This is a genomic window from Anabaena sp. CS-542/02 (assembly GCF_028331085.1).
GTDB classification, from domain to species: Bacteria; Cyanobacteriota; Cyanobacteriia; order Cyanobacteriales; family Nostocaceae; genus Anabaenopsis; species Anabaenopsis arnoldii.
In genome coordinates this window covers 1-26,145 of the sequence record NZ_JAQMTM010000174.1, presented here as the reverse complement: position 1 = coordinate 26,145, position 26,145 = coordinate 1, and the positions used below count along the sequence as shown (strand labels likewise).

Below are 26,145 nucleotides of genomic sequence, written 5' to 3'. Positions count from 1 at the left end.
TCCGTAGATTAAGGAGCCAGCTACTGGTTCGCGGATACCATCGATGTCTACAGGAGGAGCAGCGATGAAGGCGATAATAAAGCAGGTGGTAGCAGCTAGGAGGGTGGGGATCATGAGGACGCCGAACCAACCGATGTAAATCCGGTTTTCGGTGCTGGTGATCCATTCGCAGAAGCGATCCCATACGTTGGCGCTTTGGCGCTGTTGTAAGGTTGTGGTCATTTGTTTATGATTGCTTTTGTTTTTATGAGTTGAGTAGGTAAGCTTGCCTACTTGAATACTACCTTAGAGGAAAAGTTTTGATTTGTAAAGGGATTTTAATTAAAGTTTTCTGATGAACAAGATTTGTATTTCTAATGAATCGCATCCCAGACACGATTCAATCAGGTTTCATCAACCAGGGGGCCACTCCATGGGTCTTCCTCCCAGGATATGTAAATGTAAATGGTAGACAGTTTGACCACCATCAGCGCCGTTATTGATGACTACACGATAACCGTTATTTAATCCAGCTGCTGCGGCCACTTGTTGGACGGTTAATAGAAGATGTCCTAATAGAGCTTGATCCTGAGGTTCAGCATCGGCTAATTTAACAATGGGTTTTTTGGGAATGACAAGGATGTGAACTGGTGCTTGAGGGTTAACATCTGTAAAGGCTAAAGCCAAATCATCCTCATAAACGATGTTTGCGGGGATTTCCCGACGGATGATTTTACCGAAAATGGTATCTTTGGTTTCACTCATGTGGTTTTACCTAATATATCTGTTAGAGGATGTTTGATAAGTCATGATTAGTGTATCAACTATTGTTTGACCCCACCCTCACCTTTCCCTTTATAAGGGAAAGGAGATTGGATTTGATTGTTTCGGTTCCCCATTCCCCATTCCCCATTCCCCATTCCCCATTCCCTGTTCCGGTGTTCCCTAAGATAAAAATTACCTGTTTAATACTTTCCAAACATCCTCTTAGAAATTTTAGGGGATAGTTGGGTGAGGTGGCGTTAGCGATCGCTTACCGTAGGTATCGCTTTTTTCCAGAGAAAAAGTTAAGCTGTAGTTTATTCGGTGCATCTATAGCTTTATTTATGGTCAAACCTGCGGATGTCAGTACCAAACGAACCTGTAATCATTAATTAATCAAACATTGAATTGAGAATAAAGTAATGCGTAAAGCGAGATAAATAGATAAATATAGTCATCCTATTTGACTTGAGAAATTATCAGTGAGGAAAGGGAACAGGGAACAGGGAACAGGGAACAGAAATTGTTCATGAATCATTTAGGATTGCTATATTGCTCACATATTACCAGCTTGAAAAATCTGTTGGGCAGTCAAATTCAAATCTGGAAAAGTTGGTGATATTATCTTTTCATCATTTCTAAACTGCGTTACTTGATACTCACCATCAATCAACAAGTAAATAGATATAGTAGGTTGTTTAGGACTACCTATATAACGAATACCTCCTAAACCTAAATAATCAATAATCCAATATTCAGGAATGCCAATCTCTTCATAATCTCGTAATTTAGTTAAGTAGTCATCACGCCAATTTGTACTAACAACCTCAACAATTAAGGGAATAGAAGCAGCTTGAGTTACAGTTGATTGTTTTTGCCATAGAGGTTCATTGACTAAATTAGTTTTGTTTAATAATAAAATATCTGGTACATAACCCGATTCGCTTTCAGGTGGTTTGACTAATGCTTGTTTAGGAATGGAATAAGATAACTTGAGTCTTTTGTACTCAGTTACTAATTCTTCTATCAAGAATCCTATGATATCTTCATGTGGTCCTAATGGTTGTGACATTTCCACAATTACTCCATTATGCAGTTCATAGCGTTCTCCATCTGGTTTCCAATCTGCAAATTCTGCAAAGGTTACTGGTTTTTGTAAAACTTGAACCATGATTTATATACCTTAACTTCACCGTTATGGATGATTTAATTATACTTGATAGAAAATGAATTCTCCCAACTATCAATTACCAGGGCATCACATCATCTAACCGCAGTTGCAGGGAGAGTAAAAGAGGCTTAACGGGTGACAAGGCGGTTAAACAGCTTGTTTCATAAGGGATAGAGCCTGAAAGCCCCGTTGAAAAAAGAGGCATTTATGTATTAAGTAACTTTATTTACTTATTTCGGAATATTAAATGTTTATTTGTATTCAATGCAGCTAAATAAAGTATTTTCAGCATCTTCATGGGTATCAATAGCTTGTTTAATAAAATCTATCAACTCCAAATAAAATAAGTATTTATACTGTTATGCGGGGCGGGGTAAATGACAGCATACACTGATAAAAAATTCATCCACCAAAAGACATATTTTCTCAACCCAATACTTTTTTGTAAACACGGTAACTTACACCATGATTCGTCGTTTTGCCTTAGCTTCCGCCATCTTAATCGCTGCCGGTTCTGCCGCTCCAGCAATGGCAGATACAGCAACAAGTAATATAAATTTATCAGCTACTGTGCCTGTTAGCTGTACTATTTCTACGAGTCGACTTGCATTTGGCGCTTATGACCCAATTGGTACTAATGCTACTACTGCCTTAGATATAAACTGATCTCTGACAACAACTTGCACTAGTGGTGCTTCAGCAACTATTACTTTAGGTCAGGGTAATAATCCTGCTTTAGAGTCTACTGATGCTGGCCCAATGCGTAGGCTTAGTGCAGGTGGTAGTAATTATCTTCAGTATGTCATTTTCAAAAACGCAGAGCGCAGTGATTTTTTGGGAAATACTGACGGTACTGGTGTATCAGTTATCTGTTAATATCTCTGGTAGTATTATCGGCATAGGAAATAGTGTTTTTCTTGCTCCTCCTGTCACCCAAAGCTTTGCACTCATACAAGTTCCAGGGGTGAGGGGTGTGCGTGGTTACAGTAATAATCAGGAAGTTGGACGCACTGATTCTCGCGGTAATTTAATAATTACTAATCTGCGCCCTTACAATGGGAATAATTTAAAAATCCCAGATCAGGATATTCCTTTAAACTACAAAATTGATGCTAATGAAAAAGTAATTACTCCACCTTTTCGAGGTGGGGCGGTTGTGCGTTTTCCTGTGCAACTAATTCAGAGTATTGTTGGTACTTTGTCGGTAGAAACATCAGGAAAAACTGTAATTCCGTCCTATGGTCAGTTAAATATCACTGTGAATAATCAAATTATTAACTCACCTATTGGTAAGGAAGGAGATTTTTATTTAGACAGTGTTGCTCCGGGAAAATATGCAGCTAATGTGGACTATGAAGGCGGTATTTGTAATTTTGAGCTAACTATTCCCCAGTCTCAGGAACAAATGGTTAATTTAGGTAATTTAAAGTGTATCATTCCTTAGAGGCTGTTTTAAAAGTTTTTAATAACATTTGTATTCGGTGATTTCACTCATTGTTAATTTACCTGAAAATCTGGTTTGATATAATTAGGGTTTATTCATATATGAACAATGCTGGCTAGAGTCTGGAGTGCATCTATTGTTGGTATTGACGCTGTAAAAGTGGGTGTGGAAGTTGATGTTTCTGGTGGTTTACCGGGAATTGTAATTTTAGGTTTACCAGATTCGGCGATTCAAGAATCAAAAGAACGGGTAAAAGCAACTTTGAAAAATGCGGGTTTTGCTTTTCCCATGAGAAAGATTGTAATTAACCTCACTCCCGCAGATTTAAGGAAAGAAGGACCTGCTTTTGATTTACCTATTAGTGTGGGAATTTTAGCTGCTTCTGAACAAGTAAACCCTGATTTATTAGGGGATTTTTTATTTTTAGGTGAAGTTTCTTTAGATGGTAGTTTGCGTCCGGTTGCTGGTGTTTTACCTATTGCTGCAACTGCTGAGAAAATGGGAATTTCTGGTTTAGTTGTTCCTGTTGACAATGCTCAAGAAGCTGCCGTTGTTCAAGGATTAAATGTTTATGGTTGTCATCATATTTCTGATGTAGTTGATTTACTAAATAATCCGGGCAAATTCCAACCTGTTAAATTAAATGAAAACCCAAAGACATTAGCAGCAACATCTTTAAATTTAGCAGATTTACAAGATGTCAAAGGACAAGCTCATGCACGTCGAGCTTTAGAAATTGCTGCTGCTGGAGGACATAATTTAATCTTTGTCGGACCGCCGGGGAGTGGTAAAACAATGTTAGCAAGACGGTTACCAGGAATTTTACCACCTTTGGAGTTTGCCGAGTCCCTAGAAGTTACTCGCATTCACTCTGTAGCTGGGTTATTAAAAAACCGCGGCTCCTTAGTGCGCGATCGCCCCTTCCGCAGTCCTCACCATTCAGCATCGGGACCTTCTCTAGTTGGGGGTGGGAGCTTTCCCCGTCCAGGAGAAATTTCTTTATCTCACCTAGGGATTCTGTTTCTGGATGAGTTAACCGAATTTAAACGGGATGTTTTAGAATTTCTGCGCCAACCCCTAGAGGATGGCTATGTGACAATTTCCCGCACCAGACAATCTGTAATGTTTCCAGCGCAGTTTACCCTAGTAGCTAGTACAAATCCCTGTCCTTGTGGTTTTTATGGTGATACCATTCAACCATGTACCTGTTCACCTAGGCAACGAGAAAATTATTGGGCCAAGCTTTCGGGTCCGTTAATGGATCGTATTGACTTACAAGTTGCAGTGAATCGCTTAAAACCTGAAGAAATTACCCAAGAACCCACAGGAGAGGCTTCGGCTTCAGTTTTAGCAAGAGTCAAACAAGCACGCCATCGCGCCATTACCCGTTTCCAAGCCGAAGCAAATCTGCGTTGTAATGCTCAAATGCAAAGTAAGCATCTGCAAAAATGGTGTAAGTTAGATGATTCTAGTCGCAGCTTATTAGAAGCAGCAATTAGAAAACTGGGGTTATCCGCCAGAGCCAGCGATCGCATCCTCAAAGTAGCGCGGACAATTGCAGATTTAGCCGCCGAAGATGAAATTAAAGCCAATCATATCGCCGAAGCAATTCAGTATCGGACTATCGACAGAATGCAGTGAAATTTTTTGCCTATTAAACTGTAGAATATGACAGTTGTATTCTGCCGCGAACGTTGATTGAGCGTTATACTTTGCCCGAAATGGGCAACCTGTGGACTGAATCTTACAAATTAAAAACCTGGCTACAGGTAGAGATTGCAGTTTGTGAAGCCCAAGCTGAACTGGGTTATATCCCTGCTCAGGCAGTGGAGGAAATTAAAGCTAAGGCGAATTTTGACCCGAAGCGAGTCTTAGAAATTGAAGCTGAAGTCCGTCATGATGTCATTGCCTTTTTAACTAATGTCAATGAATATGTAGGTGATGCTGGACGCTATATTCATCTAGGGTTAACCAGTTCCGATGTCTTAGACACAGCTTTAGGATTGCAACTAGTTGCTAGTCTCGATGTTATATCCGAACATCTAGAAAATTTGATTCAGGCAATTCGCCAAAAGGCGCGAGAACACCGTAATACAGTCATGATTGGCCGTTCCCACGGGATTCATGCTGAACCCATGACCTTTGGTTTTAAATTAGCTGGATGGTTAGCAGAAGTGCTGCGCCATCAAGAAAGGCTCAAAGTCCTACGGGAAACCATCGCCGTGGGTAAAATTTCCGGTGCAGTGGGAACCTATGCTAATATTGAACCACGGGTGGAAGCCATCGCTTGCCAAAAACTGGGACTCAAAGCTGATACAGCCTCGACACAAGTTATTTCTCGCGATCGCCATGCCGACTACGTGCAACAATTGGCCCTAGTTGCTGCATCCATTGAACGCTTTGCCGTAGAAATTCGCAACCTCCAAAAAACAGACGTTTTAGAAGTTGAAGAATTTTTCGCCAAAGGTCAAAAAGGCTCCTCAGCAATGCCTCACAAACGCAACCCCATCCGTTCCGAAAGGCTAACAGGAATGGCGCGCCTAGTGAGAAGTCATGCGGGAGCAGCCCTAGAAAACGTCGCCCTATGGCATGAACGGGACATTTCCCATAGTTCGGTAGAACGGGTGATTTTACCAGATGCTTGCATTTTAACACATTTTATGCTAGTTGAAATCACAGAACTGGTAAAAAACCTCCTAGTCTATCCAGAAAACATGGCGCGGAACCTCAACTGTTACGGCGGTGTGGTGTTTAGCCAAAAAGTCCTACTAGCCTTGATAGACAAAGGACTAAAACGAGAAGAAGCCTATGGGATTGTCCAAGAAAGCGCCCATGCTGCTTGGAACAAACCAGAAGGAAACTTCCACGACCTCATCACTCAAGACCCCCGTGTAACTCAAAAGTTATCACCTGCAGAAATTGCTACCTGTTTTGACCCACAACAACACCTGCGGCATTTAGATCAAGTTTACCAAAGACTAGATATTTAGAAACAAGTAGGCACAGACCACCACCAGAGCAAAGAGAAAGGGACAATCAAAAGTTTTCCTTCTCTTTGTTCCCTGGTGCGGTTCCCAAAAAAAAAGATAAAACCCAGAATCAATACACCTCAACTCTAGCCAAACCATAGGGAACCTCGTGAGCAAAGCCCACATGGTCACCAGAAACTTGATAGTAGAACACTCCCTGGGGTGTCGGTACAAATCCTAAATCCCTGATAGCAATTTCTATGTTAGTTCCCGAAGCCACAGGTTGAGCAAAATTGATTTTCAAGCTGTCCTCTTCCCTAGAAACCTCTGCATCAATAGTTGCACCCGACTCATCAGTGACCTGAATATTATCACCAATATCCATAAGTTCCGACGGACGAATAGTAACGCTAGATAAAGGTTGTTCACCAGTATACAGACTAATGTAATGCCTATCAGTTAAACCAGTAGTACCGCTAATCCGAGGAGCATTCTGATCATACTCGATTTCTTGACCCTGAGCTATAGCCGGAACACCCATAGATGCGATCGCTAAACTTAAAGTCCATAAGCAAATCAATTTTTTCATCATCCAACTCCAATAAATAGAATTGTTCAGAATCAATCAACCTCACAGAAGACAGATCCCAAAAACATTCATCTGTGGTTAATTAATTCCGACAATTTGTGGAGACAAGAGAACTCAGTCATCTGAGAACCTGTTAAATTTCAAGTTACAAAACTTAAAAATAGATTACGTCTTACCAACGGGATATTTAGTGCGCAGTTATCATCTGAAAGTATGATTTTAATAGAAGCGGGGGCGTAAAGTGCTACGTCCCCATAGAGAGAATTACTATCACTGCAAAAGGCCAATCAGATGTAGCAAACCATGGCCAGTAACTAGCTCAATCATTAAAGCAATAAAACCAAGCATAGCAATACGACCATTCCAGACCTCGGCGCTGGTAGTCATACCCCATTCCCAGTTCTCCTGGGGATACATTTTCACCTTTTTCTTCATTTGTGCAGCTTGGGAAAGCTTGAAACTGGGCTTTTCCACGGACTCAATTACCAGTTCCGCCAGTGCTTGAATAAATACCGGATGAGTATTAGGAGCTGCAGCACGACGGAAGTTATGGATTCCTACATCTTCGGCTATTTCCCGATATTCAATATCAATTTCTTGCAGAGTCTCAATGTGTTCTGAGACAAAACTGATCGGTACAACAACCAAATCTTTTACACCTTGTGCGCCAAGTTGTTGCAGCGCATCTTCAGTATAAGGCTGGAGCCATTCTACCGGACCCACACGACTTTGGTAAGCTAATGTATAAAGATTGGGTCGATTGAGAGTCTGCATAATTAGAGCAGTACATTCCTCAATTTCTTGCTCATAGGGGTCTCCTGCTTCTTCAACATAGCTTTTTGGCACACCATGAGCGCTGAAAAAGATATGAGCCTCATCGGGGTTGGGACATTGGTCTAGTTCTTGGGCGATGAGTTCCGCCATCACCTGGAGATAGCTGGGTTGTTTGTACCAAGAGGGAATGACAGTATAGTCCGTGGGCTGAAGTTCTGGCTGTTCTCGCCAAAGTTTTTCTAACAGCCGAAAACTAGAACCACTCGTACTAATAGAAAATTGTGGGTAAAGTGGTAGAATTACTAGCTGTTCAATTTTATCTTGAGCAATTTGGGCGATCGCCTCCTCTGTGTAAGGATGCCAATAACGCATTCCTACATAGATATTTACTTCTTGTCCCAAATCACCCAACTTTTGTTTGAGAGCTTCTCCTTGAGCCTCCGTGATTCGCCGCAGTGGGGAACCGCCACCAATTTGCTTATAATTAGCTTGAGATGTTTTGGTGCGCCGTGAGGCAATAAACCAAGCTAGGGGTTTTTGCAGCCAGCGAAACGGTAGGCGAATAATTTCTGGGTCGGAAAATAGGTTATACAAAAACGGACCGACATCCTCTAACTTATCAGGCCCACCGAGATTGAGTAATAAAACGCCTACACGACTCATAGCAGTTATTTTCCCCCAATCCTTTCAGATTTTGTACTAATGTTAACAATTATATCTTTATTAAATATAAAGCTTTCTAGTCAACAAAGATAGAATGTCAACAATCTTAAAACATTGGTGTCAACTATATCGACGGTTTGACACTGCTATGGCTAAAACAGCTTGCAGTGAGCCGTCATTATTTGAGACCACCCTAATGGTTAAAAAGTGCAATTTTTGATAATTAGTTTACATAATTTCACATATTGCCATGTAGGTTAAAAATAACGCTGTAATAGACCAATTAACACTTCTGGGGTTTCTAGATGGGGTAATACTCCTGTCTGGGCGATCGCATAAAAATCACCAATTGCGGCTGTATTGAGACTAGCTAAACGTCGCCCTAACTTAATGCTAGTAAATTGTGCCGCCTCCCCCCAAAACATCACCGTGGGAATTTGCAGTTGCTGGATGTACAAACTCAAATCAAAATAAAGGTCTCCCCGTAAAAACGCCAAAGCCGAAAACTTAGCATCAGGCTGTTGTGCAGAAGTTAAATAAGCGGCCACAATTTCTCGAGAAACCCGCTGTGGTTTAGCAAACAGAAAATTTTGCAAAAAATTTCTCACAGCAATTTCATTTTCAGCCCCCAGAGTATAAATGAAATTATCCAATAAGGGGGCATTAATAATTGGTAATGGTAACCTACGTCCACTCCCCTGGCCAAAGTCATCAAACCCAGATGGACACACCAAAAACAAGCTTTGAAATAAATCAGGATAGCTAATAGCCAGACGAATAGTAAAAGCCGCAGTCAAAGAAGAAGCCACCACCGTTACTGGTTGGCGGCAAGTTTGGCGGATAAACTCGTTAATAGTAGTCAAATAATCGCTAATTTGATAATTCCGCACTGGATGAGCAGAAGCACCCCAACCAATTAAATCAGGTGCTAAGACTCGGTGGGTAGGTGCAAAAGCCGGATAAACCTTAGACCACTCATAAGCAGAAGCGCCACCGCCAAAATTATGCAGAAACAGTAAAGGTGGTAAATCTTCACTATCAGCATTTAACCAGGGTGCAGTGGTCTGAGTATAGTAAACCATAGCCCCGAGGGATGTGTTAATCACTTTCTCCCCAAAGCCGGGAGGTTGAAACTGCAGCATGATCAATTTTTTCCAGTCAAATGAACCAGTGTATCGAGTTGCTCACCACGAATTTGATAAGCTGTACCAAAACCAATCACAAAACGACCAGCACTAGGAGTTAAGCGAAAAATCCGAAAATCAGGTAAACTGCGGAAAACTGCAATTAATTCTCCAAAACGGGCTTGAAATTCAGCCACAATTTGGTTCCAAGCCTCAGTTTCACGCTCCATCAAAGTAGCAGTACAATCAAAACTCAAACGGCGACGGGCAAAAATTTGGTCACATTTAGATTCATCCTCAATAAATAACACACTCACATGAGGATTCACATGGAGATTTTGGGTGTGGGTGGATAGACCACTCACATAGATATAAATATTTTTAGCTTCATCCATGACAAAAGGCGCATAACTAGCATTAGGTATTCCTTCTGTGCTAACAGTACCAATAATTATACTTTCGACTGTTTGGGGAAAACTTTCATACTCAGCTTGAGCTTTTTCAATTTGGCTCATAAATCAACGTTTAACCTAAGTTCCAGAGCGATCGCATTTATTGTACTGGTTATCTAGCCATGTGAGCTGAATCCCGCAGCTAAGGCTGGGGGCTGGTGATGGTTCGGTTATTATATTATGTAACAGTAAAAATTATGAGGACGCGATTGTGGCTGACAAAAATCGTTCTCAATGGGACTTAGGGAGGTTTATTGACACCCTAACCTATTTCGAGGTGTTTCCTTTGCTTAACTGGGTACAGCAGTTAATTAAAGGTCGTCCTAGTGATGATGGAAATCTACCCAATGGAGGAACAAATGTGGGTGTAATACTGGTAGCAGGTGCCACAGGTGGAGTGGGTAAACGAGTGGTGCAGCGACTTTTGGCAGCAGGTCATCAAGTCCGCGCCCTTGTACGGGATATTGACAGAGCCAGGTCAATACTCGGTAATGATGTTGACTTAGTAGTTGCGGACATCACTAAACCGGAAACTTTAACCCCTATGGTGATGGCTAACGTCAAAGCCCTAATTTCTTGTACTGCAGTCCGTGTGCAACCAGTGGAAGGGGATACACCCGATAGAGCCAAATATAATCAAGGTATAAAATTTTATATGCCTGAGATTGTGGGTGATACTCCCGAAAATGTGGAATATCAAGGCGTGAAAAACCTGGTAACAGCTGCGGCTCAATATCTCCCCCCAGCTAATGAAAGACTCATCTTTGATTTTACTCACCCCTCGGCTGAATTAAAGACTATTTGGGGGGCAGTGGATGATGTGGTTATGGGTGGTGTGAGTGCCAGTAATATGCAACTGTTGGAAAATACAGCGGTGTTTGCAGGGAATGTTTCCACGGCTAACTCTGGGGGGTTTGCTTCGGTGAGAACCAAGAATTTTCAACCTCCCTTTGATTTATCTGGTTACGAAGGTGTAGAATTACGTGTCAAGGGTGACGGTCAACGTTATAAACTCTTTTTAAGAACAGATACTAAATGGGATGGGGTTGGTTACAGTTATTCCTTTGATACTGTAGATAATACTTGGATAAATATTCGTGTTGCTTTTAAAGATTTAGTTCCCGTCTTTCGCGCTAAGGTGCTGCAAGACTGTCCGCCTATTGATACTAGTAGAGTCTCCTCATTTCAACTGATGTTAAGTAAGTTTGAATATGATGGGGCTTTAAATCCCAAGTTTTCAGCGGGTGGTTTTGCTTTACACATTCAATCTATCAAAGCATACGGTGGGGAGACTTTACCCCAGTTTGTCCTGGTTAGTTCCGCTGGTGTGACTCGTCCGGGAAGACCAGGAATTAATTTAGATGAAGAACCCCCAGCAGTCAGATTAAATGACCAGTTGGGAGGAATTTTGACATGGAAGCTGAAGGGGGAAGATAGTTTAAGAGCCAGTGGTATTCCCTATACGATTATTAGACCTTGCGCTTTAACTGAGGAAGTGGGGGGTAAGGAATTAATCTTGGAGCAGGGTGATAATATTAGAGGTAAAATTAGCCGCGATGATGTGGCGGAGCTTTGTGTGCGATCGCTAGAGCAATCAAAGGCGCGTAATATCACCTTAGAGGTGAAATCAGGAGAAAATACTGCTAATGATATCAATTGGCAACAGCTATTTTCTCATTTACAGCCGGATTGATCAATGCACCGAGGAGAAACAGACAAAGGAGGATACTTATAGCAATTAGCGGTAACAAGTCCATTTATCTATCGCCAAGAACTCTCAATATTCATTCTCGGCACAAATAAGACTCATTACCGCGCTGCTTTACCTAGCTATCCTAGCAAACTTGAAAAAGCAAGACCAATTAGGCTCTAACCTTCAACAGTCAACTTACCAACCATACCAGCACCACGGTGAGGTTCGCAATAGAAGGTGTACACCCCAGCAGGTGCGTCTGCGGGAATTGTGGTGGTTTGGCGTTGACCAGGACTCATCAGTAATTGCTTGTGAGACAACCCTTTAGCCAAGTCAGCACTCTTAGCAGGGTTTTGGGCTGGGTCGAAGACAACGTTATGGGGAGGAACTTTGTTGTTTACCCACTCAATAGTGTCGCCTGCTTTAACTTTCAGTTCTTTAGGTTCAAAGGCGAGCATTCCTTTGTCGCTACCTAGTTTGACCCGGAAGGTTTCAGCTGAAGCGCTGGGTGTGAAAATGACGAAGCTGCTAACAACTAAAAGAACTGTCAACACTGATAAAGTCAAACGTCGCCAGCTTGCAGCAAATAATTTCATGGCTTTCTCCTAACTATAGTTTTTATTTCCCTTTCCCATTTTAAATAAAATTAACCTCAAAATATGACAATCTGTCGTAGATAAAATTTTTTTTTTACAATTGGCGCTAAATCATGAGCATATCTTGTGTAATTCCAGAGAATTACCCGGAGTCTTTACACTCAATAGCTTATGGCTAGATTGACGATTTTCACAGCAGGTTTTGCCAATTTTGAAGTAGGGACAAAATAAATTATCCCTACATAAACTCCATCCGAAAGGTTTGACCGGGAAAGTAGAGAGGCTTTTGACTTGATGTGTACTCAGTACCCGGCTAAAAGTTATCTCTTGGGAATTTAGTAATAAATCTTACCGCCTCCCCACTTATCACCAACTATCTTTGGTTGTAGCAGAATATGACCAGCGATCGCAACTAGGTCATCTTCGGTGAGATTTCTCATTTCTGTGAAAATATCCGCACTCTTGAGGCTGGGGTGTAACTCAGAAATTTCCTCTTCTCCATCATAGGTGGTGGGATTTTTCATATAGTCCACCAATCCCTCAATATTATCCCGCTTTGGTGTTGCCAGTGCCAGAGCTTCAGGTTCTAGTCCCACATTTTGGTTAGTCTTGGTAACACCCCCAGCATGACATTGGGCGCAAGCGTATTGAAATAAGCGTTTACCTTCTTTTACTTGTTTAAGGCTCAGTACAACCTGGTCACCCTGGTCATTTAATTTCACTGTTCTAATAGCTTCGTCCAGTTCCAATGCTGTGGCGCCACCGACCGCCAACTGAAACGTCAGCAAAATGGTAACAACAACACCAATTAGTCTTTTAAACATGTTTCCCCTCAAAGATGATAACGCTCAACACAGCTAATAAAGCGATGCTCAATCTCCATGTTGCCATTAGCTCAAGCCTGAAATAGCCCTTAACGTGACCACCCTTCGTGATGTGGGAAGTAATTCCCCTTTTAGCTTTTCTCGGCAATTTCCAGGTTATACAGAGAAAACACTCTTTCTACAGTAACACTGTAGTCTGTTGCTATCTCTGCGATCGGTAGGTTTGCAAAACCCATAATAGTGATTAGCACAACAGATAGAGATTGAGTCGCTCTAATACCAATATCATGTTCAGAGTCCAATTTGTTGCCTAAAATCTGGTTACAGTTGACGTGGGAGCAAAGGCTAATAAGTCAATATCAACTTCATATTATTTAATATTACCATCAACCTTTTCCCCCGGTAAATGTGGCACCTTGAATAAAATAGCGGTTAAAAAATGCATAAATCCCCAAAGCCGGTAAAGTGAAGACCATAGAAGCAGCCATAATGTAATTCCAATAGCTGATATATTGACCTTTGAAGCTGTTCAGTCCCAACGGGAGAGTAAACATTTCCGGCTCAAACAAGATGACAATGGGGAGTAAAAAATTATTCCAACTACTCATGAACACAAAAACCGCCTGTGCTGCTAATGCGGGCTTTGCTAGGGGTAAGACAATGTGGCGAAAAATTCCCCAGGTATTTAAACCATCTAATTGACCTGCTTCTTCTAATTCTTGAGGAAAATTTACAAAAAACTGCCGCATCATAAAAATGAATGTAGCGTTGACCATGGCGGGAACAATCATACCCTGGTACGAATTTAACCAGCCAATAGCTTTCAAAATTAAGAATGTGGGAATTAGGGTGATTTGTGTCGGTACTGCTAGCAGTGCCAAAATTAAGAAGAACCAGAAGCGGTTACCCGCAAAACTCAACCTGGCTAAAGCATACCCCGCCATGGAGTTAAAGAGCAAATTGAACACGGTCACACTCGCAGCAATAAACACACTGTTAAAAAACCAACGCCAAAACAATGGTTCTTGCACAAATATCTGTCGGTAATTATCGAAAGTAAAATTTCTGGGCAAAAAATTTAACTCACCACCAATAATCTCTGATAGCGGTTTAAATGATGCTGACAGCGCCCACAGGAAAGGAACTAAGGTAATTACTGCATACACTGTCAGCACAAAGTATAACAGTACTTTCATCCAAGGTAAGCGCCTAATATTACTCATGTCCTTTCCCCTCCAAAAATGTGCTGCTGTATCAAAGTCACAGCAATAATGATGACTACCAGCAAAAAGGCGATCGCCGCAGCATAACCCATCTGTAGATTGCGGAAGACAGCCTGGTAAATTAGTAGTACCATAGTCAAAGTGGCATTATTAGGCCCACCAGTACCGGCAGAAAAAATATAAGACTGGTCAAAAAGCTGAAAAGTCCCAATGATGCCAATAGCCACCACAAAAAAAGTTACAGGTTTGAGCAAAGGAATGGTAATATAAATAAACTGTTGCCACCAATTGGCTCCATCGAGTTCTGCCGCTTCATAGAGTTTTTGGGGGATATCCTGCAAAGCCGCCAAATAAATCACCATATAAAATGGTGCAGTTGACCAAATATTCATGATCATAATACCTTTGAGGGCTACATCTGGGTCACCCAACCAGTTATAAGTAGGTAACCCCACAAAAGCCAGAACATGATTTAATAGCCCATCGGTGTTATAAATCCACATGAATATCAGAGTTAACACCGCAGAGGATGTGACAGTGGGTAAAAAGAACAAGATACGCCAAGAGTTTTGACCCCGAATACCAGAATTGAGGGTTACCGCCAGCAATAAAGCTAAAATGGTTTGAGATGGTACCACAATTGCCACATATTCTGCAGTATTTCTCAAAGCAATTCCTACCCGTTCATCTGCAACTAAGCGGGTGAAATTGCGAAAGCCAATGAAATCGTACTCAATACCCCCTAGCAGTTGCACTTTGTGCAGGGAAAGAAACACCGCGTAAAAGATGGGGAGGATGACAAAACATCCTAAAACCAATATAGTGGGCATCATAAAGATGTAGCCAGTTAGGGTTTCGGTAAGATTCCATCTGCGATTGATTCGCCGCCAATTCATTTCAAACACAATTAAACCTCCGCCTCTAGTAGTCACCCGGTTGTAGGGATGGGGCGCATGGTCTTTATCCTAGCGCTGGGAAGTTAAACCAAGGATATACAGTTACAACAGAAATTGAGAGCGTAATATATATATATATGGTGAACATATGGTTATATATAGCAACAGCCAAGGATGTGAGGATCAAAACAGATAATACAACCAATATAAATGGATAGTTTCAACCCTTTTCCCTGTTCCCTGCTTCCTCCCATAATTCATCAATCAAAAAACACGAAAGTTGCCCAGCCTCAAGGGTGGATTACATAAGTTCGAGTTATAAATTATTGGCTGGTACGAATTTGTGCATTAGCGGCCTTTTGTGCGCGGAGCATAGCTGAACTTAAAGGTTGTTGACTCAGTAAAGCACTAATAAACTGATTATCAAAATTATTAGATATAGCAGCCGGATATTGACCTAACTGCCAAGTAGTGGCATAATCTATACCACCCACCAAAGGCGATCGCAAAGGGTCTTGATCATAACCCAACCTTGCTGCTACTGATGTGCGCGTAGGCAATGCAAACCCCGTCCCCGTCCATTGTGCCATTCCTTCCTTCCCGGTGAGAAAAGAAATCAACTCCCAAGCTGCGGCTTTATGCTGTGACTGCTTATTCATCACATAGGCCACAGTAAACACCATCGTACCCTTTTTATCATTAATAGTAGGTATTTCCGCAGTGGCAAACTCCAACTGAGGAAAAGTCGTTTCTAAATAAGGAATAGCCCAATTACCTTCAATGACCATTGCGACCCGGTTTTGACCAAACATTTCCGTACCTGAGTTAGTACCCACATCAGTAGGTTGGGCTGAACTCCCATCTTTTTGATACTGGTCTACCACCAACTGCAATCCCCGCACAGCTTCGGGACTAGCAAAAGCAGCATAACCATTCTCATCAACAACCCTTCCCCCAAAAGCAGCAATTTTGTAAGCTTGATAACTCAACTGTGGGGTAACACCAAAACCGTATCTGTTCAACTTACCCGTCAACTGCTGGGAGTAGGTGCGTAATTCATCCCAAGTAGTGGGGGGACTGCTCAAACCCGCGGCTGCAAAGGCTTTTTTATTATAAAAAAGTGCCAGAGTAGAATAATCCTTGGGAAGACCATAAATATCATCTTTATACTTAAAATTATCCAGCAAGCTCTCTTCAAAGTCCTCTAGGTCAAATTCGGGGGTAATGTAAGAATTTAACGGTTCTAGGACATTTTGGCTCATAAAGAAAGGAGCTTCTAGGGATTCCAGATAGAAGACATCCGGCGCGGCTTCCCCAATTAAGCGAGTAGTGATGACATCCATGTATTGGTCAGAAATCACTTCATATCTCACCTTAATGTCTGGATGTTGTCGCTCAAATTCTTTTAGTAACTGTTTTAATAATTGTTGCTCCAGGGGATTACCCGCCCAACCGCTCAGTTTGATAGTGACAGCGGTAGTTGGTGCCTTTAGTAGTGGTAAATTTGGGTAAGCAATCACAACCAAAGCGATCGCCACCACTAGCGCCAAAAATTTCACCCAACTTTTTCTACTCACAAACAAATACCAGCTCTTTCATTTAACTTATCTCTTCTAGCTCAGTTAATCTATCTTTAAGGAATATGTATTTTTGTTGAAAAATAGAATATAAATTAACGAATAATTATTCAGAAAAGTTAACTAGGGGATGTAATTTCCTCAATACATGAACTCATGCTAGGGTGTCCTACGGGTAAAAGTAAGCTATGACTTCTGCTAATTTTGAAACAGTTGCATCAGTAACTCTAGAAATCCCCCAGATTAGCTCACCGCCAATAGTAGTTTCTCCGTGTCCTCGAATTGGCAAAAATCAGATTCGCACTAGTTTAAAAGCCTCAACCCTGGATGCAGTGTTTGCGGCGATTTTTTCCCTCAGTACCGGCGGCATTTTACTTAGTAATTTTCTTGTAGAATTAGATGCTAGTCCAGTAGTGTTTGGGATGTTATCCTCAATCCCCATGCTGGTGAATCTGATACAACCCTTGGGCGCTTACTTATCGGAACGTACTACTAGCCGCTTTCAATATTCCCTACGCACCCATGGAATTGGGCGGATAATGTGGCTGATTTTATTCATAGGTATTGCGTGTTTCCACTTTGGAGGTTTAAACTCCCATCAGCTGGTAGTTTTGACGTTATCAATTGTCCTGATCAGCCATCTTTTAGGGGGACTAGGAAGCGCATCGTGGCTGAGTTGGTTAGGGATGATAGTACCGCGACAACTACGAGGTAGGTATTTTAGTATACGCAACAGCGCTGCCAGTTTGACCAATTTGCTGTGTTTACCTTTGGCCGGTTTAGCTGTATCACATTGGCGAGGGGGGACTTTACAAGGTTATGGAATAGTGCTACTAATTGGTATTGTATTTGGGATCATTAGTTTGGGGTGTCAGTACTTTAAAGTTGACTTGAATCCACAGTTACAAAATACTCTCAATAATTACCCTCAAGACAAATTAATTAATTCAACTGTAATCACTCCCGCCGCAAACCAGCCGAGTATCTGGCAAAACTCTCGCTTTGTCATATTTGTGCTTTATTTTAGCTTGTGGATGTTTGCAGTTAATCTCAGCGCTCCTTTTTTTAGCCTCTATATGCTAGACACTCTGAATTTAGATATCAGTTTAGTATCACTCTACACCAGTTTACAGGCAGGAGCGAACTTATTGATGCTGATTATATGGGGGAAATTGGCAGACAAAATTGGGAGTCGGCGGATTTTGATATTTGTGGGAATTTCGGTGGCGGTAACCCCAATTTTGTGGGTAGGAATTAATACTCACTACGTTGACTTTTGGCTATGGCTGCCACTGTTACATATTTTAACCGGAGGTACTTGGGCAGGAGTTGACTTATGTAATAACAATATACAGCTAGAGATTGCACCAGTTAAAAACCAGTCTATCTATTTTGCGATCGCGGCTGCCATGGCTGGAGCCAGCGGGGCTTTAGGTACAACCATTGGCAGCTTGATAGTACAATTTACTAATTGTGGCGGCTTACTGGGATTATTTACCCTTTCTGGTGTGTTGCGCTTAATAGCACTTGTACCACTGATGTTTTTGCAAGATTGAGGGAACTAGGGATTGGAGATGGATCTGGTGTATCCCCAATTCCCAATGTTCTCTTATTCAGCAGCTGTAGAACTCAAGGTCATGGTTTCCCATCGCATCATCGAGTGTGTAGTAGTTGCTATGGGTTGGTGCAAAGCAATTAACTGGGCTAGGGTGTTCTTCAATTCCGTACGGGGTACGATATCATCAACAAAACCATGCTTTAACAAATCTTCTGCGGTTTGAAAATCTTCTGGTAGTTTTTCCCGCAGGGTTTGCTCAATCACTCGCCGACCTGCAAAACCAATGGTTGCTTTCGGTTCTGCAATAATAATATCTCCCAACATGGCAAAACTAGCAGTAACCCCTCCCGTGGTAGGATTCGCCAAGACGGGAATATACAGTAATTTACATTGACGGTGACGTTCCAAAGCGCCGGAAATTTTAGCCATTTGCATTAAGGAAAGCATTCCTTCTTGCATCCTGGCTCCGCCAGAGGTACAGACAATGACTACAGGGTAACGTCGCTGGGTGGCTTGCTCAATCAAGCGGGTCAGTTTTTCTCCCACAACTGAACCCATACTACCGCCCATAAAGCGGAAGTCCATAACGCCCAGGGCTATGGGTAAACCGTTGATTTGACCTAAACCGGTTTTAACTGCGTCTACTAAACCTAGTTTATCTTCCATTTCCCGCAGGCGATCGCTATAGGGTTTGCGATCGCGAAATTGCAGGGGGTCTGTGGGGCGCAGATGCTCATTAATTGCTTCCCAGGTGTTGTTATCTATCAACTGGCGGATACGCTCATCGCTATCCACCCGATTATGATGTCCACATTCAACGCAGACCATCTGGTTAGCCTTCAGGTCTTTTGTATAGGTCAATACGCCACATTTGGGACACTTGTGCCACAGCCCATCAGCAATTTCCCGTTCTTGGGGTTCTAAATGGGTAGATCCTGATTTCCGTCGATTTGCAAACCAATCTAACAGAGACTTTAAACCACGTGATTCTTCGTTGTTTGCCATTTTTATCTTTTTTTTAAGTGGGTATGAGGTTGAAAACATATCAAGCCACTATGGGATATCCAGATCAAGAAGTTTCAAGTCTAGAGCGACACAATGGTGGCTCTTGTGACCTACGCTTTCAAAGTCTCCAGATTTGCTCTTGTACAAACGCAAATAACACCCCATTTTAGCTTTTGACTTTTGACTACATCTCAAATTACGCTTATAAGCAGTTCAGGCCTGATCAAAACATCTTTGGTTGTCAGCTTAACGAAAATGCTGATGCTAACACAAGCCTTATGCTCAGGGGAATTTTGTAAATTGATTGCCGTAGTCACAGTCATATAAAAATCAACCCCTCAATTAGATGCCGTTTCCTCAACCCAATACTGAACCACTCGCCTTAAATAAATCATTTCCATTGCTAAGTTAACGGTGAGCATCTATGGGGTCTGGTTCTCTGCTCAGTACTGAGTCTTCTCCCCGGGGGAGAGACTATCGCCTAACTACTTAGACTAGAAATGCTATATAGACACACTTATCCTAGCTAATGGTTCTGCTTTATCATAGAGAGTGATACAATTCACAATCTGATATTAACAAAAGGTAAAAGCTGCATGGGGTAATCACCGTTACAAACAGGAGACAGAAGGAGACTGTTGACAATCCCCCGAATTTAGTGAAGCGGATTCGGGGGATTCTTGGTTCATACAAGCGACTTGTCTAAACTTGGAAACAAGTTTAGACAGAGGTCGCTTTCCACAGCTTCAGACGCACCCAGCGCCGAGACAATGATACTGGTGGGTAAAAGCATCAAAACGTCTATATATTCCTTGTCACTTTGCACACAGTACAGAAATTTTAAGACATTTTGATCGGCTATATTGGGGGTTAAAGAGTTAATCAATGGGCAATGACGACTAATACATATGTGATTCAATTTGACTTAATGGGACAAAACATTCTTGCGGTAAAAGTACTGGCTGCTGAGTAAAAATTACTTTACCCCGATGAGTAACGTAATTAATTGCTACTCCTGAAGGTTGTCCAGCTATTTCAGGATGTACCTCACAGTGGGTGTAGTAAATCTGCCCGGCTGCTCTGATTAAGGCTGGATCAATCAAAGGAGACTTGTTTTTGGGGGCAGTATATTTGTCTTTTTCTTGTCGTAATGCGTGCACTATCGACTATTCTTATATTTACTAAATTTGTCTTTAGTCTATCTAATGGCTTTAGCAAAGGTTGCCAAAATGCCGAACTTCAACAGAAAATTATAATTTTTCCATGGCTCCTATTAATGATTCTCCCATAGCGCGGCAACCTAAAAGATTCATATTAAGAGACATAATATCACCTGTGCGATCGCCTTGGGCTAAAACTTGCAATACAGCTGCTTCTATTTTATCTGCGGCTTGGGGCTGGTTTAAACCGTAGCGTAACATCATGGCCGCACTCAAAACCTGTGCCAGAGGGTTGGCTTTATCCTCGCCGGCGATATCGGGGGCCGAACCGTGGACGGGTTCAAATACACCAGGGCCAGAAGCACCTAGACTCGCCGATGGTAACATCCCAATACTACCGGTAAGCATGGCAGCAGCATCAGAGAGGATATCGCCAAATAAATTCCCGGTTACAATAGTATCGAACTGCTTAGGAGCGCGTACCAGTTGCATGGCGGCGTTATCGACGTAGAGGTGAGACAATTCCACATCTGGATATTCTGTAGCCAATTTAGTCATGCGATCGCGCCACAACTGTGATACTTCTAATACATTGGCTTTATCTACCGAACAGAGTTTACCCCCTCGTTTTCGCGCTGTTTCAAAGGCTACTCGCCCAATGCGGTCAATTTCTGACTCAGTGTAAACCATGGTATTCACACCGCGCTTCTCACCACTATCAGTAGTAAAAATCCCCTTGGGTTTACCAAAGTAAATACCACCGGTGAGCTCTCGCACCACCATAATATCTACACCTTCCACAACTTCCCGTTTTAAAGTAGAAGCGTCAACTAACTGGGGTAAAATTTGGGCTGGGCGGAGATTGGCAAATAATTCTAGTCCCGCACGCAACCCTAACAAACCTGCTTCTGGGCGTAAATTGGATGGTAGGGAATCCCACTTGTAACCACCAATTGCCGCCAGTAAGACAGCATCACTGTTACGGCAAATATCTAGGGTAGCAGATGGGAGGGGTTCACCGGTAGCATCAATTGCCGCACCACCGATGAGGGCTTCGCAGAATTCAAATTGCAGATCAAACTGCTTACCGACCACTTTCAGCACGTCTACCGCTACGGCCATAATTTCAGGACCAATGCCATCGCCGGGGAGTAGAGTAATGCGGTAGTTCTGGGACATAGTTAATTTTTCAAAGGGTAAATGCTTGCCGATTCCATATCATACTAAATTAGGTTCTCGACGGGAACTAAAAATATACAAACCTCACCCATATCCCACAAAACACCAGTTTTTGATTACCACTTCCACATCACCGGATTTTCATCGAGATGGTCAGTAACAATACGCCCGATGACATCGATTTGTGCGAGTTCTTCCCCAGAAAGTTGAATTTGTGCCGCCCTGGCGTTGTCTTGTGCTTGTTCAGGATAACGCGCCCCGGCGATCGCACTGGTTTGAGGTTGGGCAATTAACCAAGCTAATGCTAACTGCGCCAGGCTACAATCATGACGCGCCGCTATGGGGCGCAGTTTTTCTAAGGCTTGTTGGGCGCGTTGAAAGTTTTCACCTTGAAATAGGCGATTTTTAGCACGGTTATCTCCTGGGTCAAATTGATGACCGGGGGCAAATTTTCCCGTTAACAGTCCTTGGGCTAAGGGTGAATAAGCCAGGATAGAAATATTATTTTCTATACAATAAGCCATGGCATCCTTTTCTACCTGCCGCCAAAATAAAGAATAAGGCGGTTGTAAACTATCAATACGGCCATACTCTGAGGCTGCTGCTAATTGGGCGCGGTTAAAATTAGAAACACCTATTGAGCGGATTTTACCCTGTTGTTTGAGTTGGTTGAGAGCAAGCATGGTTTCCTCAATGGGGACTATCTCACTGTTGAAAGAACCGGAAGGCCAGTGTATTTGATACAGGTCAATGTAATCAGTCTGGAGATTTTTTAATGAGCGATCGCAAGCTTCAATCACTAAATCATACTTGAGATGGTTGGCGAAAACTTTCGATGCATACTCAACCCTGTGGCGGACATCAGATAAAGCCGCAGCTACAATTTGCTCAGAATGTCCTTGACCATAGACCTCAGCAGTATCAACTGTAGTGATACCAGCTTCAAAGGCGGCTCGGATGGTTTTAATGGAATCAACATCCTCAATTCCCGTCCACATGGCTTTACCGGCTTGCCAAGCCCCCATGAGGATGGGTGTAATGTAGATGTCGGATGTTCCTAGTCTGCGCTTTTCCATAATGCTTAATTGATCAATATCTCCCAATAGTTGATAATCTAAAGGTTTTTGGGGTCAATTGAATCAGAATAACGGTAGATTATTTAATTGACAGTTCCCAGAAAATTTTGCATCTGTGGAAATCCTGCAAATGCAGGTAATGTCAGCAATTCGCCCCCCTGTAGCTATGAAAACAACTGGAATATCTGCCTAAATCGTAGTTATTGCTACATACATTTACAAAAACCGTAGATAACATAGGAAAAATCTCAACCTCATAATCAGGTAAAAAAAATATTGGTTTTTCCTTATTTCCCACAGGAAGCCATTGATGACAACCCATTAGTAATAGTAATTAAACAAGTTTGCTCTTCTAAGTAAATAAAATCCCGAATACTACCGGGATAAGTAATTATCCCACAAGACTGAGGCAGGTATTGACAAAATCCTGCGAATATGCAAACAAGCAAAACTTAAAGGAGTTTGCTATGCAAGGTAAAATGTGCTGGTTATCTAAGTCTGGCAAGGATGGAGAGAAAATATTACATCTGCAAGCCTCACCCAATCAACCTTGGCGACCCTACACAGCTTTTCCCCAAGCAGTCCCAGATTATCAGATTCCTGGTGGTTCTAAAGGTTGGGCAACTTATCAAAAACTTCTCAAAGCCGGCTGGACTTTAGTACATAGCGCCAGAGCCAGTGAGTTTGTCAGTCGGGATCTAGAATTAATATCCCCAGGACAAGGAAATTAGAAAGCACTAGGAAAGCCTTGACCACGAGGGTCCGCCGCTGCTTCTAAAACTCCCTCTGGGGTGATAGTAATTGCATTAGCATTACCCCAGGAGTTACTTTCCCTAATCTTGTGTCCGCGCCGGCGTAACTCTTGCAGGGTGAGAGCATTTAAACCCCAACGTTCCACACGTAGCTCATCGGGTAACCACTGGTGATGTATGCGTGGGACGGAGATCGCAGCACCCACATCCATCTGGTATTCCAACACATTCAGGATAATTTGCAGTACCTGAGTAATGATGGTGCTACCCCCAGGAGTACCCACAGCCATCCTCAGACGGCCATTCTCGGTGACTATGGTGGGGGTCATGCTAGATAAGGGGGTTTTACCGGGTGCGATCGCGTTAGCTTGGTTACCCACCAAACCAAAAGCATTAGGTATTCCCGGTGCGGAAGCAAAATCATCCATTTCGTTGTTGAGTACGATCCCTGTTCCCGGTGTCACCACACCTGCACCAAAACCTAGATTAATAGTAAAGGTGAGACTAACGGCGTTATGTTGCTCATCCACAACTGTTAGATGGCTGGTTTCGGTCCATTCATTTCTAGCTAACAGGGGGGGAGGAACAAGACCTAAATTAACTGGCTTCACCTCACTTGCAGGTTTTGCCCATTCCAGATCAATTTCTTGACGGCGTTTCCGGGCGTACTCCGGGCTAATCAGTTGTTCTACGGGGACTTTGATAAAATCTGGATCGCCTAAATGTTGCGACCGGTCAGCATAGGCGATTTTCATGGCTTCGACCATTAAATGCAATGCATCCGGGTGATGCCATCCTAAAGATTGTAAATCAGTGTCACCAATAATATTTAACATCTGTAATAAATGTACACCGCCGGATGAAGGTGGTGGCATGGAACAGATTTGAGCTTGACGGAAATTCCCACAAACGGGAGTCCGCCAAATTGGTTTGTAGGCTTTCAGGTCTTCTAGAGTAATTAAACCGCCATTTTCTGCCATGTCGGAGGCGATCGCCCAGGCAATATTTCCGGTGTAGAAACTGTGGGGATTACGGGCAATCTCTGTTAAAGTTTTTGCCAAATCTCGCTGTACTAGCCTTTCCCCCGGTTGATAGAAATCACCGTTACGAGTGAAAATTGCCCGCGCTGCTGGATGATCAAAAATCCGGTGTCTGGGTCTGTCATTAACTAGGAGATAACCAGGGGATAGGCTACGTCTGATGATAAAGCCATATCGGGCCAGGGCGATGGCGGGTTTGACTACCTGCGCCCACGGTAATTTACCATAACGACTATGCACCTCATACATCCCTGCTACAGTTCCAGGTGTGGCTACGGCTAAGTACCCAGCTACACTTGCAGAGGGGCGTACTTTACCTTCTGCGTCCAAGTACATATCTTGTGTGGCTTTCAGGGGGGCGCGTTCCCGAAAATCTAAGGCTTTGATTTGGCCAGTTTCTCCGGAGTGCATTAATAAAAAGCCGCCGCCACCAATTCCTGCTGAATAAGGTTCAACTACAGAAATTGCCAAGGTTGTGGCTACTGCTGCATCAATGGCGTTACCACCTTGGCGTAACATCCTAATTCCCGCGTCACTGGCTAAGGGATGGCTGGAAACTACCATTCCTTGTTTACTGCGTAGGGTTGATGCTATGGTGGCGATCGCGGCTTGGCTGTGGATGATGAGGGTACAGGACAACAGGGCGATAGCAATAGGTTTGTATGCAGTAAAAATACCCATGGGATGAATTATTAATCAGTTAATTAACTATAGATAAACACAGATACAGCGCATTTTACCTGAGTGGGTACGGCAGGGCAGGATGCCTACCCCACAAGATTTATGATACTAAGGTGTGTACTTTATTACTTGAAAAGTGCTGTATCATTCCCAGCGGAGGATCTGCCTAAACCTTTGGCTGTGCTCTGTGGAGTACCACCTAGTACTACATCAAAATTTCCTGGTTGTGGCTCGTTCATAGTAGGTTACCACTGGTAGTTAATTTAGTCTTGGAGACATTATATAATGAGTGTTACGCGATACTTTTTAGGTTGAAAGGATAATTAACCGAAGTTCAATTAAACTTCAATAATTCGACTTTCTTCTACTGGCGATAATTATAGGGCGGATACTAAAACCTGTTCAGTGCTTACTTTCAGGTATCTTTGCAGCTACAGTGAGTTTAAACGCCTAATAGTTCGTTGATAAGCATCGGTGTTACCTTGAGTGAGGAATAATTGCGCTGCTCTTTGGAAATCTTCCCTGGCTTTCTTGATGTCTCTTAGCTCAAGGTAAACATCACCGCGATTGTTGTAAGCTAGAGCTAAATTAGGATTAATTGTAATAGCTTTGTTGTAATCAGCCAGTGCTAATTTCCATCTTTTCTGGTTATCGTAAAGCCAACCCCGATTGTTGTAAGCTAGAGCATAGTTAGGATTAAGTTTAATAGCTTTGTTGTAATCAGCCAGTGCTAATTCCCATCCCCCCTGGTTATAGTAAACAAGACCGCGAGCGCCGTAAGCATCAGCATAGTTAGGATTAATTGCAATAGCTTGGTTATAATCAGCCAGAGCTAATTCCCATCCCCCCTGGTTATAGAAAACATTACCGCGACCAATATAAGCATCAGCATAGTTAGGATTAATTGCAATAGCTTGGTTATAATCAGCCAGAGCTAATTCCCATCCCCCCTGGTTAT

26 protein-coding genes and 1 pseudogene are annotated in these 26,145 nt (G+C 42.5%); 8 read left to right on the top strand and 19 right to left on the bottom strand.

Annotated features, from left to right (window positions below):
• The 3 genes and pseudogenes from PN447_RS18195 to PN447_RS18185 all read right to left on the bottom strand — a co-directional run.
• Positions 1-222 (bottom strand): annotated as a pseudogene (locus PN447_RS18195) (photosystem II q(b) protein); the annotation flags it as partial.
• Between the two features lie 171 nt (positions 223-393).
• Positions 394-744: a histidine triad nucleotide-binding protein gene (locus PN447_RS18190; protein ID WP_271764417.1), complete on the bottom strand. Its 351-nt coding sequence runs from the start codon at positions 742-744 to the stop codon at positions 394-396.
• 553 nt (positions 745-1,297) lie between these two features.
• Positions 1,298-1,912 carry a Uma2 family endonuclease gene (locus PN447_RS18185; protein WP_271764416.1) on the bottom strand — a complete coding sequence of 205 codons (615 nt, stop codon included), beginning with the start codon at positions 1,910-1,912 and terminating at the stop codon, positions 1,298-1,300.
• Positions 1,913-2,377: 465 nt separating this feature from the next.
• Here PN447_RS18185 and PN447_RS18180 point away from each other — a divergent pair, with 465 nt between their 5' ends.
• The 5 genes from PN447_RS18180 to purB all read left to right on the top strand — a co-directional run bounded on the left by PN447_RS18180 (position 2,378) and on the right by purB (position 6,346).
• A complete protein-coding gene (locus tag PN447_RS18180; protein WP_271764415.1) occupies positions 2,378-2,578 on the top strand; it encodes a hypothetical protein in 201 nt (66 codons plus the stop codon).
• 3 nt (positions 2,579-2,581) lie between these two features.
• On the top strand, positions 2,582-2,788 hold the full coding sequence (locus PN447_RS18775; RefSeq protein WP_442867114.1) for a spore coat protein U domain-containing protein: 207 nt from the start codon (positions 2,582-2,584) through the stop codon (positions 2,786-2,788).
• Positions 2,769-3,356 (top strand): fimbria/pilus outer membrane usher protein, encoded by a 588-nt coding sequence (locus PN447_RS18175; RefSeq protein WP_271764414.1) that lies wholly within the window; start codon positions 2,769-2,771, stop codon positions 3,354-3,356. Before PN447_RS18775 ends, PN447_RS18175 begins: the two co-directional genes overlap by 20 nt.
• Positions 3,357-3,464: 108 nt before the next feature.
• Positions 3,465-4,997, top strand: a complete 1,533-nt coding sequence (locus PN447_RS18170; RefSeq protein WP_271764413.1) for a YifB family Mg chelatase-like AAA ATPase — start codon at positions 3,465-3,467, stop codon at positions 4,995-4,997.
• Between the two features lie 53 nt (positions 4,998-5,050).
• A complete protein-coding gene (gene purB, locus PN447_RS18165; RefSeq protein WP_271764412.1) occupies positions 5,051-6,346 on the top strand; it encodes an adenylosuccinate lyase in 1,296 nt (431 codons plus the stop codon).
• Positions 6,347-6,455: 109 nt separating this feature from the next.
• Here the strand turns inward: purB and PN447_RS18160 are convergent, their stop codons facing one another.
• The 4 genes from PN447_RS18160 to PN447_RS18145 all read right to left on the bottom strand — a co-directional run bounded on the left by PN447_RS18160 (position 6,456) and on the right by PN447_RS18145 (position 9,990).
• The gene (locus tag PN447_RS18160) at positions 6,456-6,917 is read right to left on the bottom strand and encodes a DUF2808 domain-containing protein (RefSeq protein ID WP_271764411.1); all 462 of its coding nucleotides are present in this window, start codon (positions 6,915-6,917) and stop codon (positions 6,456-6,458) included.
• 267 nt (positions 6,918-7,184) lie between these two features.
• The gene (hemH, locus tag PN447_RS18155; RefSeq protein ID WP_271733187.1) at positions 7,185-8,351 is read right to left on the bottom strand and encodes a ferrochelatase; all 1,167 of its coding nucleotides are present in this window, start codon (positions 8,349-8,351) and stop codon (positions 7,185-7,187) included.
• A 257-nt stretch (positions 8,352-8,608) separates the two neighbouring features.
• Positions 8,609-9,493 carry an alpha/beta fold hydrolase gene (locus tag PN447_RS18150; RefSeq protein WP_271764410.1) on the bottom strand — a complete coding sequence of 295 codons (885 nt, stop codon included), beginning with the start codon at positions 9,491-9,493 and terminating at the stop codon, positions 8,609-8,611.
• A gap of 2 nt (positions 9,494-9,495) precedes the next feature.
• Complete coding sequence (locus tag PN447_RS18145; RefSeq protein WP_271764409.1) at positions 9,496-9,990, bottom strand: HugZ family pyridoxamine 5'-phosphate oxidase; 495 nt, start codon at positions 9,988-9,990, stop codon at positions 9,496-9,498.
• A 148-nt stretch (positions 9,991-10,138) separates the two neighbouring features.
• Here PN447_RS18145 and PN447_RS18140 point away from each other — a divergent pair, with 148 nt between their 5' ends.
• The gene (locus PN447_RS18140) at positions 10,139-11,620 is read left to right on the top strand and encodes a CIA30 family protein (protein ID WP_271764408.1); all 1,482 of its coding nucleotides are present in this window, start codon (positions 10,139-10,141) and stop codon (positions 11,618-11,620) included.
• Between the two features lie 176 nt (positions 11,621-11,796).
• Here PN447_RS18140 and petE read toward each other — a convergent pair whose 3' ends face one another.
• From petE to PN447_RS18110, 6 genes are all read right to left on the bottom strand, one after another.
• Positions 11,797-12,216, bottom strand: a complete 420-nt coding sequence (gene petE / locus PN447_RS18135; protein ID WP_271764407.1) for a plastocyanin — start codon at positions 12,214-12,216, stop codon at positions 11,797-11,799.
• Between the two features lie 335 nt (positions 12,217-12,551).
• Positions 12,552-13,040, bottom strand: coding sequence for a photosystem II cytochrome c-550 (psbV, locus tag PN447_RS18130; RefSeq protein WP_271733193.1), 489 nt, complete (start codon positions 13,038-13,040; stop codon positions 12,552-12,554).
• 131 nt (positions 13,041-13,171) lie between these two features.
• Positions 13,172-13,342 carry a hypothetical protein gene (locus tag PN447_RS18125; RefSeq protein ID WP_271764406.1) on the bottom strand — a complete coding sequence of 57 codons (171 nt, stop codon included), beginning with the start codon at positions 13,340-13,342 and terminating at the stop codon, positions 13,172-13,174.
• Between the two features lie 84 nt (positions 13,343-13,426).
• Complete coding sequence (locus tag PN447_RS18120; RefSeq protein ID WP_271764405.1) at positions 13,427-14,263, bottom strand: carbohydrate ABC transporter permease; 837 nt, start codon at positions 14,261-14,263, stop codon at positions 13,427-13,429.
• A complete protein-coding gene (locus PN447_RS18115; RefSeq protein WP_271764418.1) occupies positions 14,260-15,159 on the bottom strand; it encodes a carbohydrate ABC transporter permease in 900 nt (299 codons plus the stop codon). Before PN447_RS18115 ends, PN447_RS18120 begins: the two co-directional genes overlap by 4 nt.
• A gap of 323 nt (positions 15,160-15,482) precedes the next feature.
• Positions 15,483-16,736, bottom strand: a complete 1,254-nt coding sequence (locus PN447_RS18110) for an ABC transporter substrate-binding protein (RefSeq protein WP_271764404.1) — start codon at positions 16,734-16,736, stop codon at positions 15,483-15,485.
• Between the two features lie 188 nt (positions 16,737-16,924).
• Here PN447_RS18110 and PN447_RS18105 point away from each other — a divergent pair, with 188 nt between their 5' ends.
• Complete coding sequence (locus PN447_RS18105) at positions 16,925-18,292, top strand: MFS transporter (protein WP_271764403.1); 1,368 nt, start codon at positions 16,925-16,927, stop codon at positions 18,290-18,292.
• Positions 18,293-18,345: 53 nt separating this feature from the next.
• Here the strand turns inward: PN447_RS18105 and accD are convergent, their stop codons facing one another.
• The 4 genes from accD to PN447_RS18085 form a co-directional block, all read right to left on the bottom strand.
• Entirely contained in the window at positions 18,346-19,299 is a 954-nt protein-coding gene (gene accD, locus PN447_RS18100; protein ID WP_271764402.1) for an acetyl-CoA carboxylase, carboxyltransferase subunit beta, read from the bottom strand.
• 899 nt (positions 19,300-20,198) lie between these two features.
• Positions 20,199-20,459: a hypothetical protein gene (locus PN447_RS18095; RefSeq protein ID WP_271764401.1), complete on the bottom strand. Its 261-nt coding sequence runs from the start codon at positions 20,457-20,459 to the stop codon at positions 20,199-20,201.
• 90 nt (positions 20,460-20,549) lie between these two features.
• The gene (leuB, locus tag PN447_RS18090; RefSeq protein WP_271764400.1) at positions 20,550-21,638 is read right to left on the bottom strand and encodes a 3-isopropylmalate dehydrogenase; all 1,089 of its coding nucleotides are present in this window, start codon (positions 21,636-21,638) and stop codon (positions 20,550-20,552) included.
• 116 nt (positions 21,639-21,754) lie between these two features.
• Entirely contained in the window at positions 21,755-22,714 is a 960-nt protein-coding gene (locus PN447_RS18085) for an aldo/keto reductase (protein ID WP_271764399.1), read from the bottom strand.
• Between the two features lie 467 nt (positions 22,715-23,181).
• Here PN447_RS18085 and PN447_RS18080 point away from each other — a divergent pair, with 467 nt between their 5' ends.
• Positions 23,182-23,445, top strand: a complete 264-nt coding sequence (locus PN447_RS18080) for a hypothetical protein (RefSeq protein ID WP_271764398.1) — start codon at positions 23,182-23,184, stop codon at positions 23,443-23,445.
• On the opposite strand, the gene ggt is transcribed toward PN447_RS18080, so the two are convergent.
• Together ggt and PN447_RS18070 are read right to left on the bottom strand one after the other, a co-directional pair.
• Positions 23,442-25,187 carry a gamma-glutamyltransferase gene (ggt, locus tag PN447_RS18075; protein WP_271764397.1) on the bottom strand — a complete coding sequence of 582 codons (1,746 nt, stop codon included), beginning with the start codon at positions 25,185-25,187 and terminating at the stop codon, positions 23,442-23,444. The two genes, PN447_RS18080 and ggt, sit on opposite strands and share 4 nt — an antisense overlap.
• A gap of 431 nt (positions 25,188-25,618) precedes the next feature.
• Positions 25,619-26,145 (bottom strand): tetratricopeptide repeat protein (locus PN447_RS18070; protein ID WP_271764395.1); only part of this gene is annotated, 527 nt, incomplete at its 5' end.

Bases quoted from the DNA above. Each gene is read 5' to 3' on its own strand.
- PN447_RS18190 (WP_271764417.1), bottom strand. From the start codon at position 744: ATGAGTGAAACCAAAGATACCATTTTCGGTAAAATCATCCGTCGGGAA.
- PN447_RS18185 (WP_271764416.1), bottom strand. From the start codon at position 1,912: ATGGTTCAAGTTTTACAAAAACCAGTAACCTTTGCAGAATTTGCAGAT.
- PN447_RS18180 (WP_271764415.1), top strand. From the start codon at position 2,378: ATGATTCGTCGTTTTGCCTTAGCTTCCGCCATCTTAATCGCTGCCGGT.
- PN447_RS18170 (WP_271764413.1), top strand. From the start codon at position 3,465: ATGCTGGCTAGAGTCTGGAGTGCATCTATTGTTGGTATTGACGCTGTA.
- PN447_RS18160 (WP_271764411.1), bottom strand. From the start codon at position 6,917: ATGATGAAAAAATTGATTTGCTTATGGACTTTAAGTTTAGCGATCGCA.
- hemH (WP_271733187.1), bottom strand. From the start codon at position 8,351: ATGAGTCGTGTAGGCGTTTTATTACTCAATCTCGGTGGGCCTGATAAG.
- PN447_RS18150 (WP_271764410.1), bottom strand. From the start codon at position 9,493: ATGCTGCAGTTTCAACCTCCCGGCTTTGGGGAGAAAGTGATTAACACA.
- PN447_RS18145 (WP_271764409.1), bottom strand. From the start codon at position 9,990: ATGAGCCAAATTGAAAAAGCTCAAGCTGAGTATGAAAGTTTTCCCCAA.
- petE (WP_271764407.1), bottom strand. From the start codon at position 12,216: ATGAAATTATTTGCTGCAAGCTGGCGACGTTTGACTTTATCAGTGTTG.
- psbV (WP_271733193.1), bottom strand. From the start codon at position 13,040: ATGTTTAAAAGACTAATTGGTGTTGTTGTTACCATTTTGCTGACGTTT.
- PN447_RS18120 (WP_271764405.1), bottom strand. From the start codon at position 14,263: ATGAGTAATATTAGGCGCTTACCTTGGATGAAAGTACTGTTATACTTT.
- PN447_RS18115 (WP_271764418.1), bottom strand. From the start codon at position 15,159: ATGAATTGGCGGCGAATCAATCGCAGATGGAATCTTACCGAAACCCTA.
- PN447_RS18105 (WP_271764403.1), top strand. From the start codon at position 16,925: ATGACTTCTGCTAATTTTGAAACAGTTGCATCAGTAACTCTAGAAATC.
- accD (WP_271764402.1), bottom strand. From the start codon at position 19,299: ATGGCAAACAACGAAGAATCACGTGGTTTAAAGTCTCTGTTAGATTGG.
- leuB (WP_271764400.1), bottom strand. From the start codon at position 21,638: ATGTCCCAGAACTACCGCATTACTCTACTCCCCGGCGATGGCATTGGT.
- PN447_RS18085 (WP_271764399.1), bottom strand. From the start codon at position 22,714: ATGGAAAAGCGCAGACTAGGAACATCCGACATCTACATTACACCCATC.
- PN447_RS18080 (WP_271764398.1), top strand. From the start codon at position 23,182: ATGCAAGGTAAAATGTGCTGGTTATCTAAGTCTGGCAAGGATGGAGAG.
- ggt (WP_271764397.1), bottom strand. From the start codon at position 25,187: ATGGGTATTTTTACTGCATACAAACCTATTGCTATCGCCCTGTTGTCC.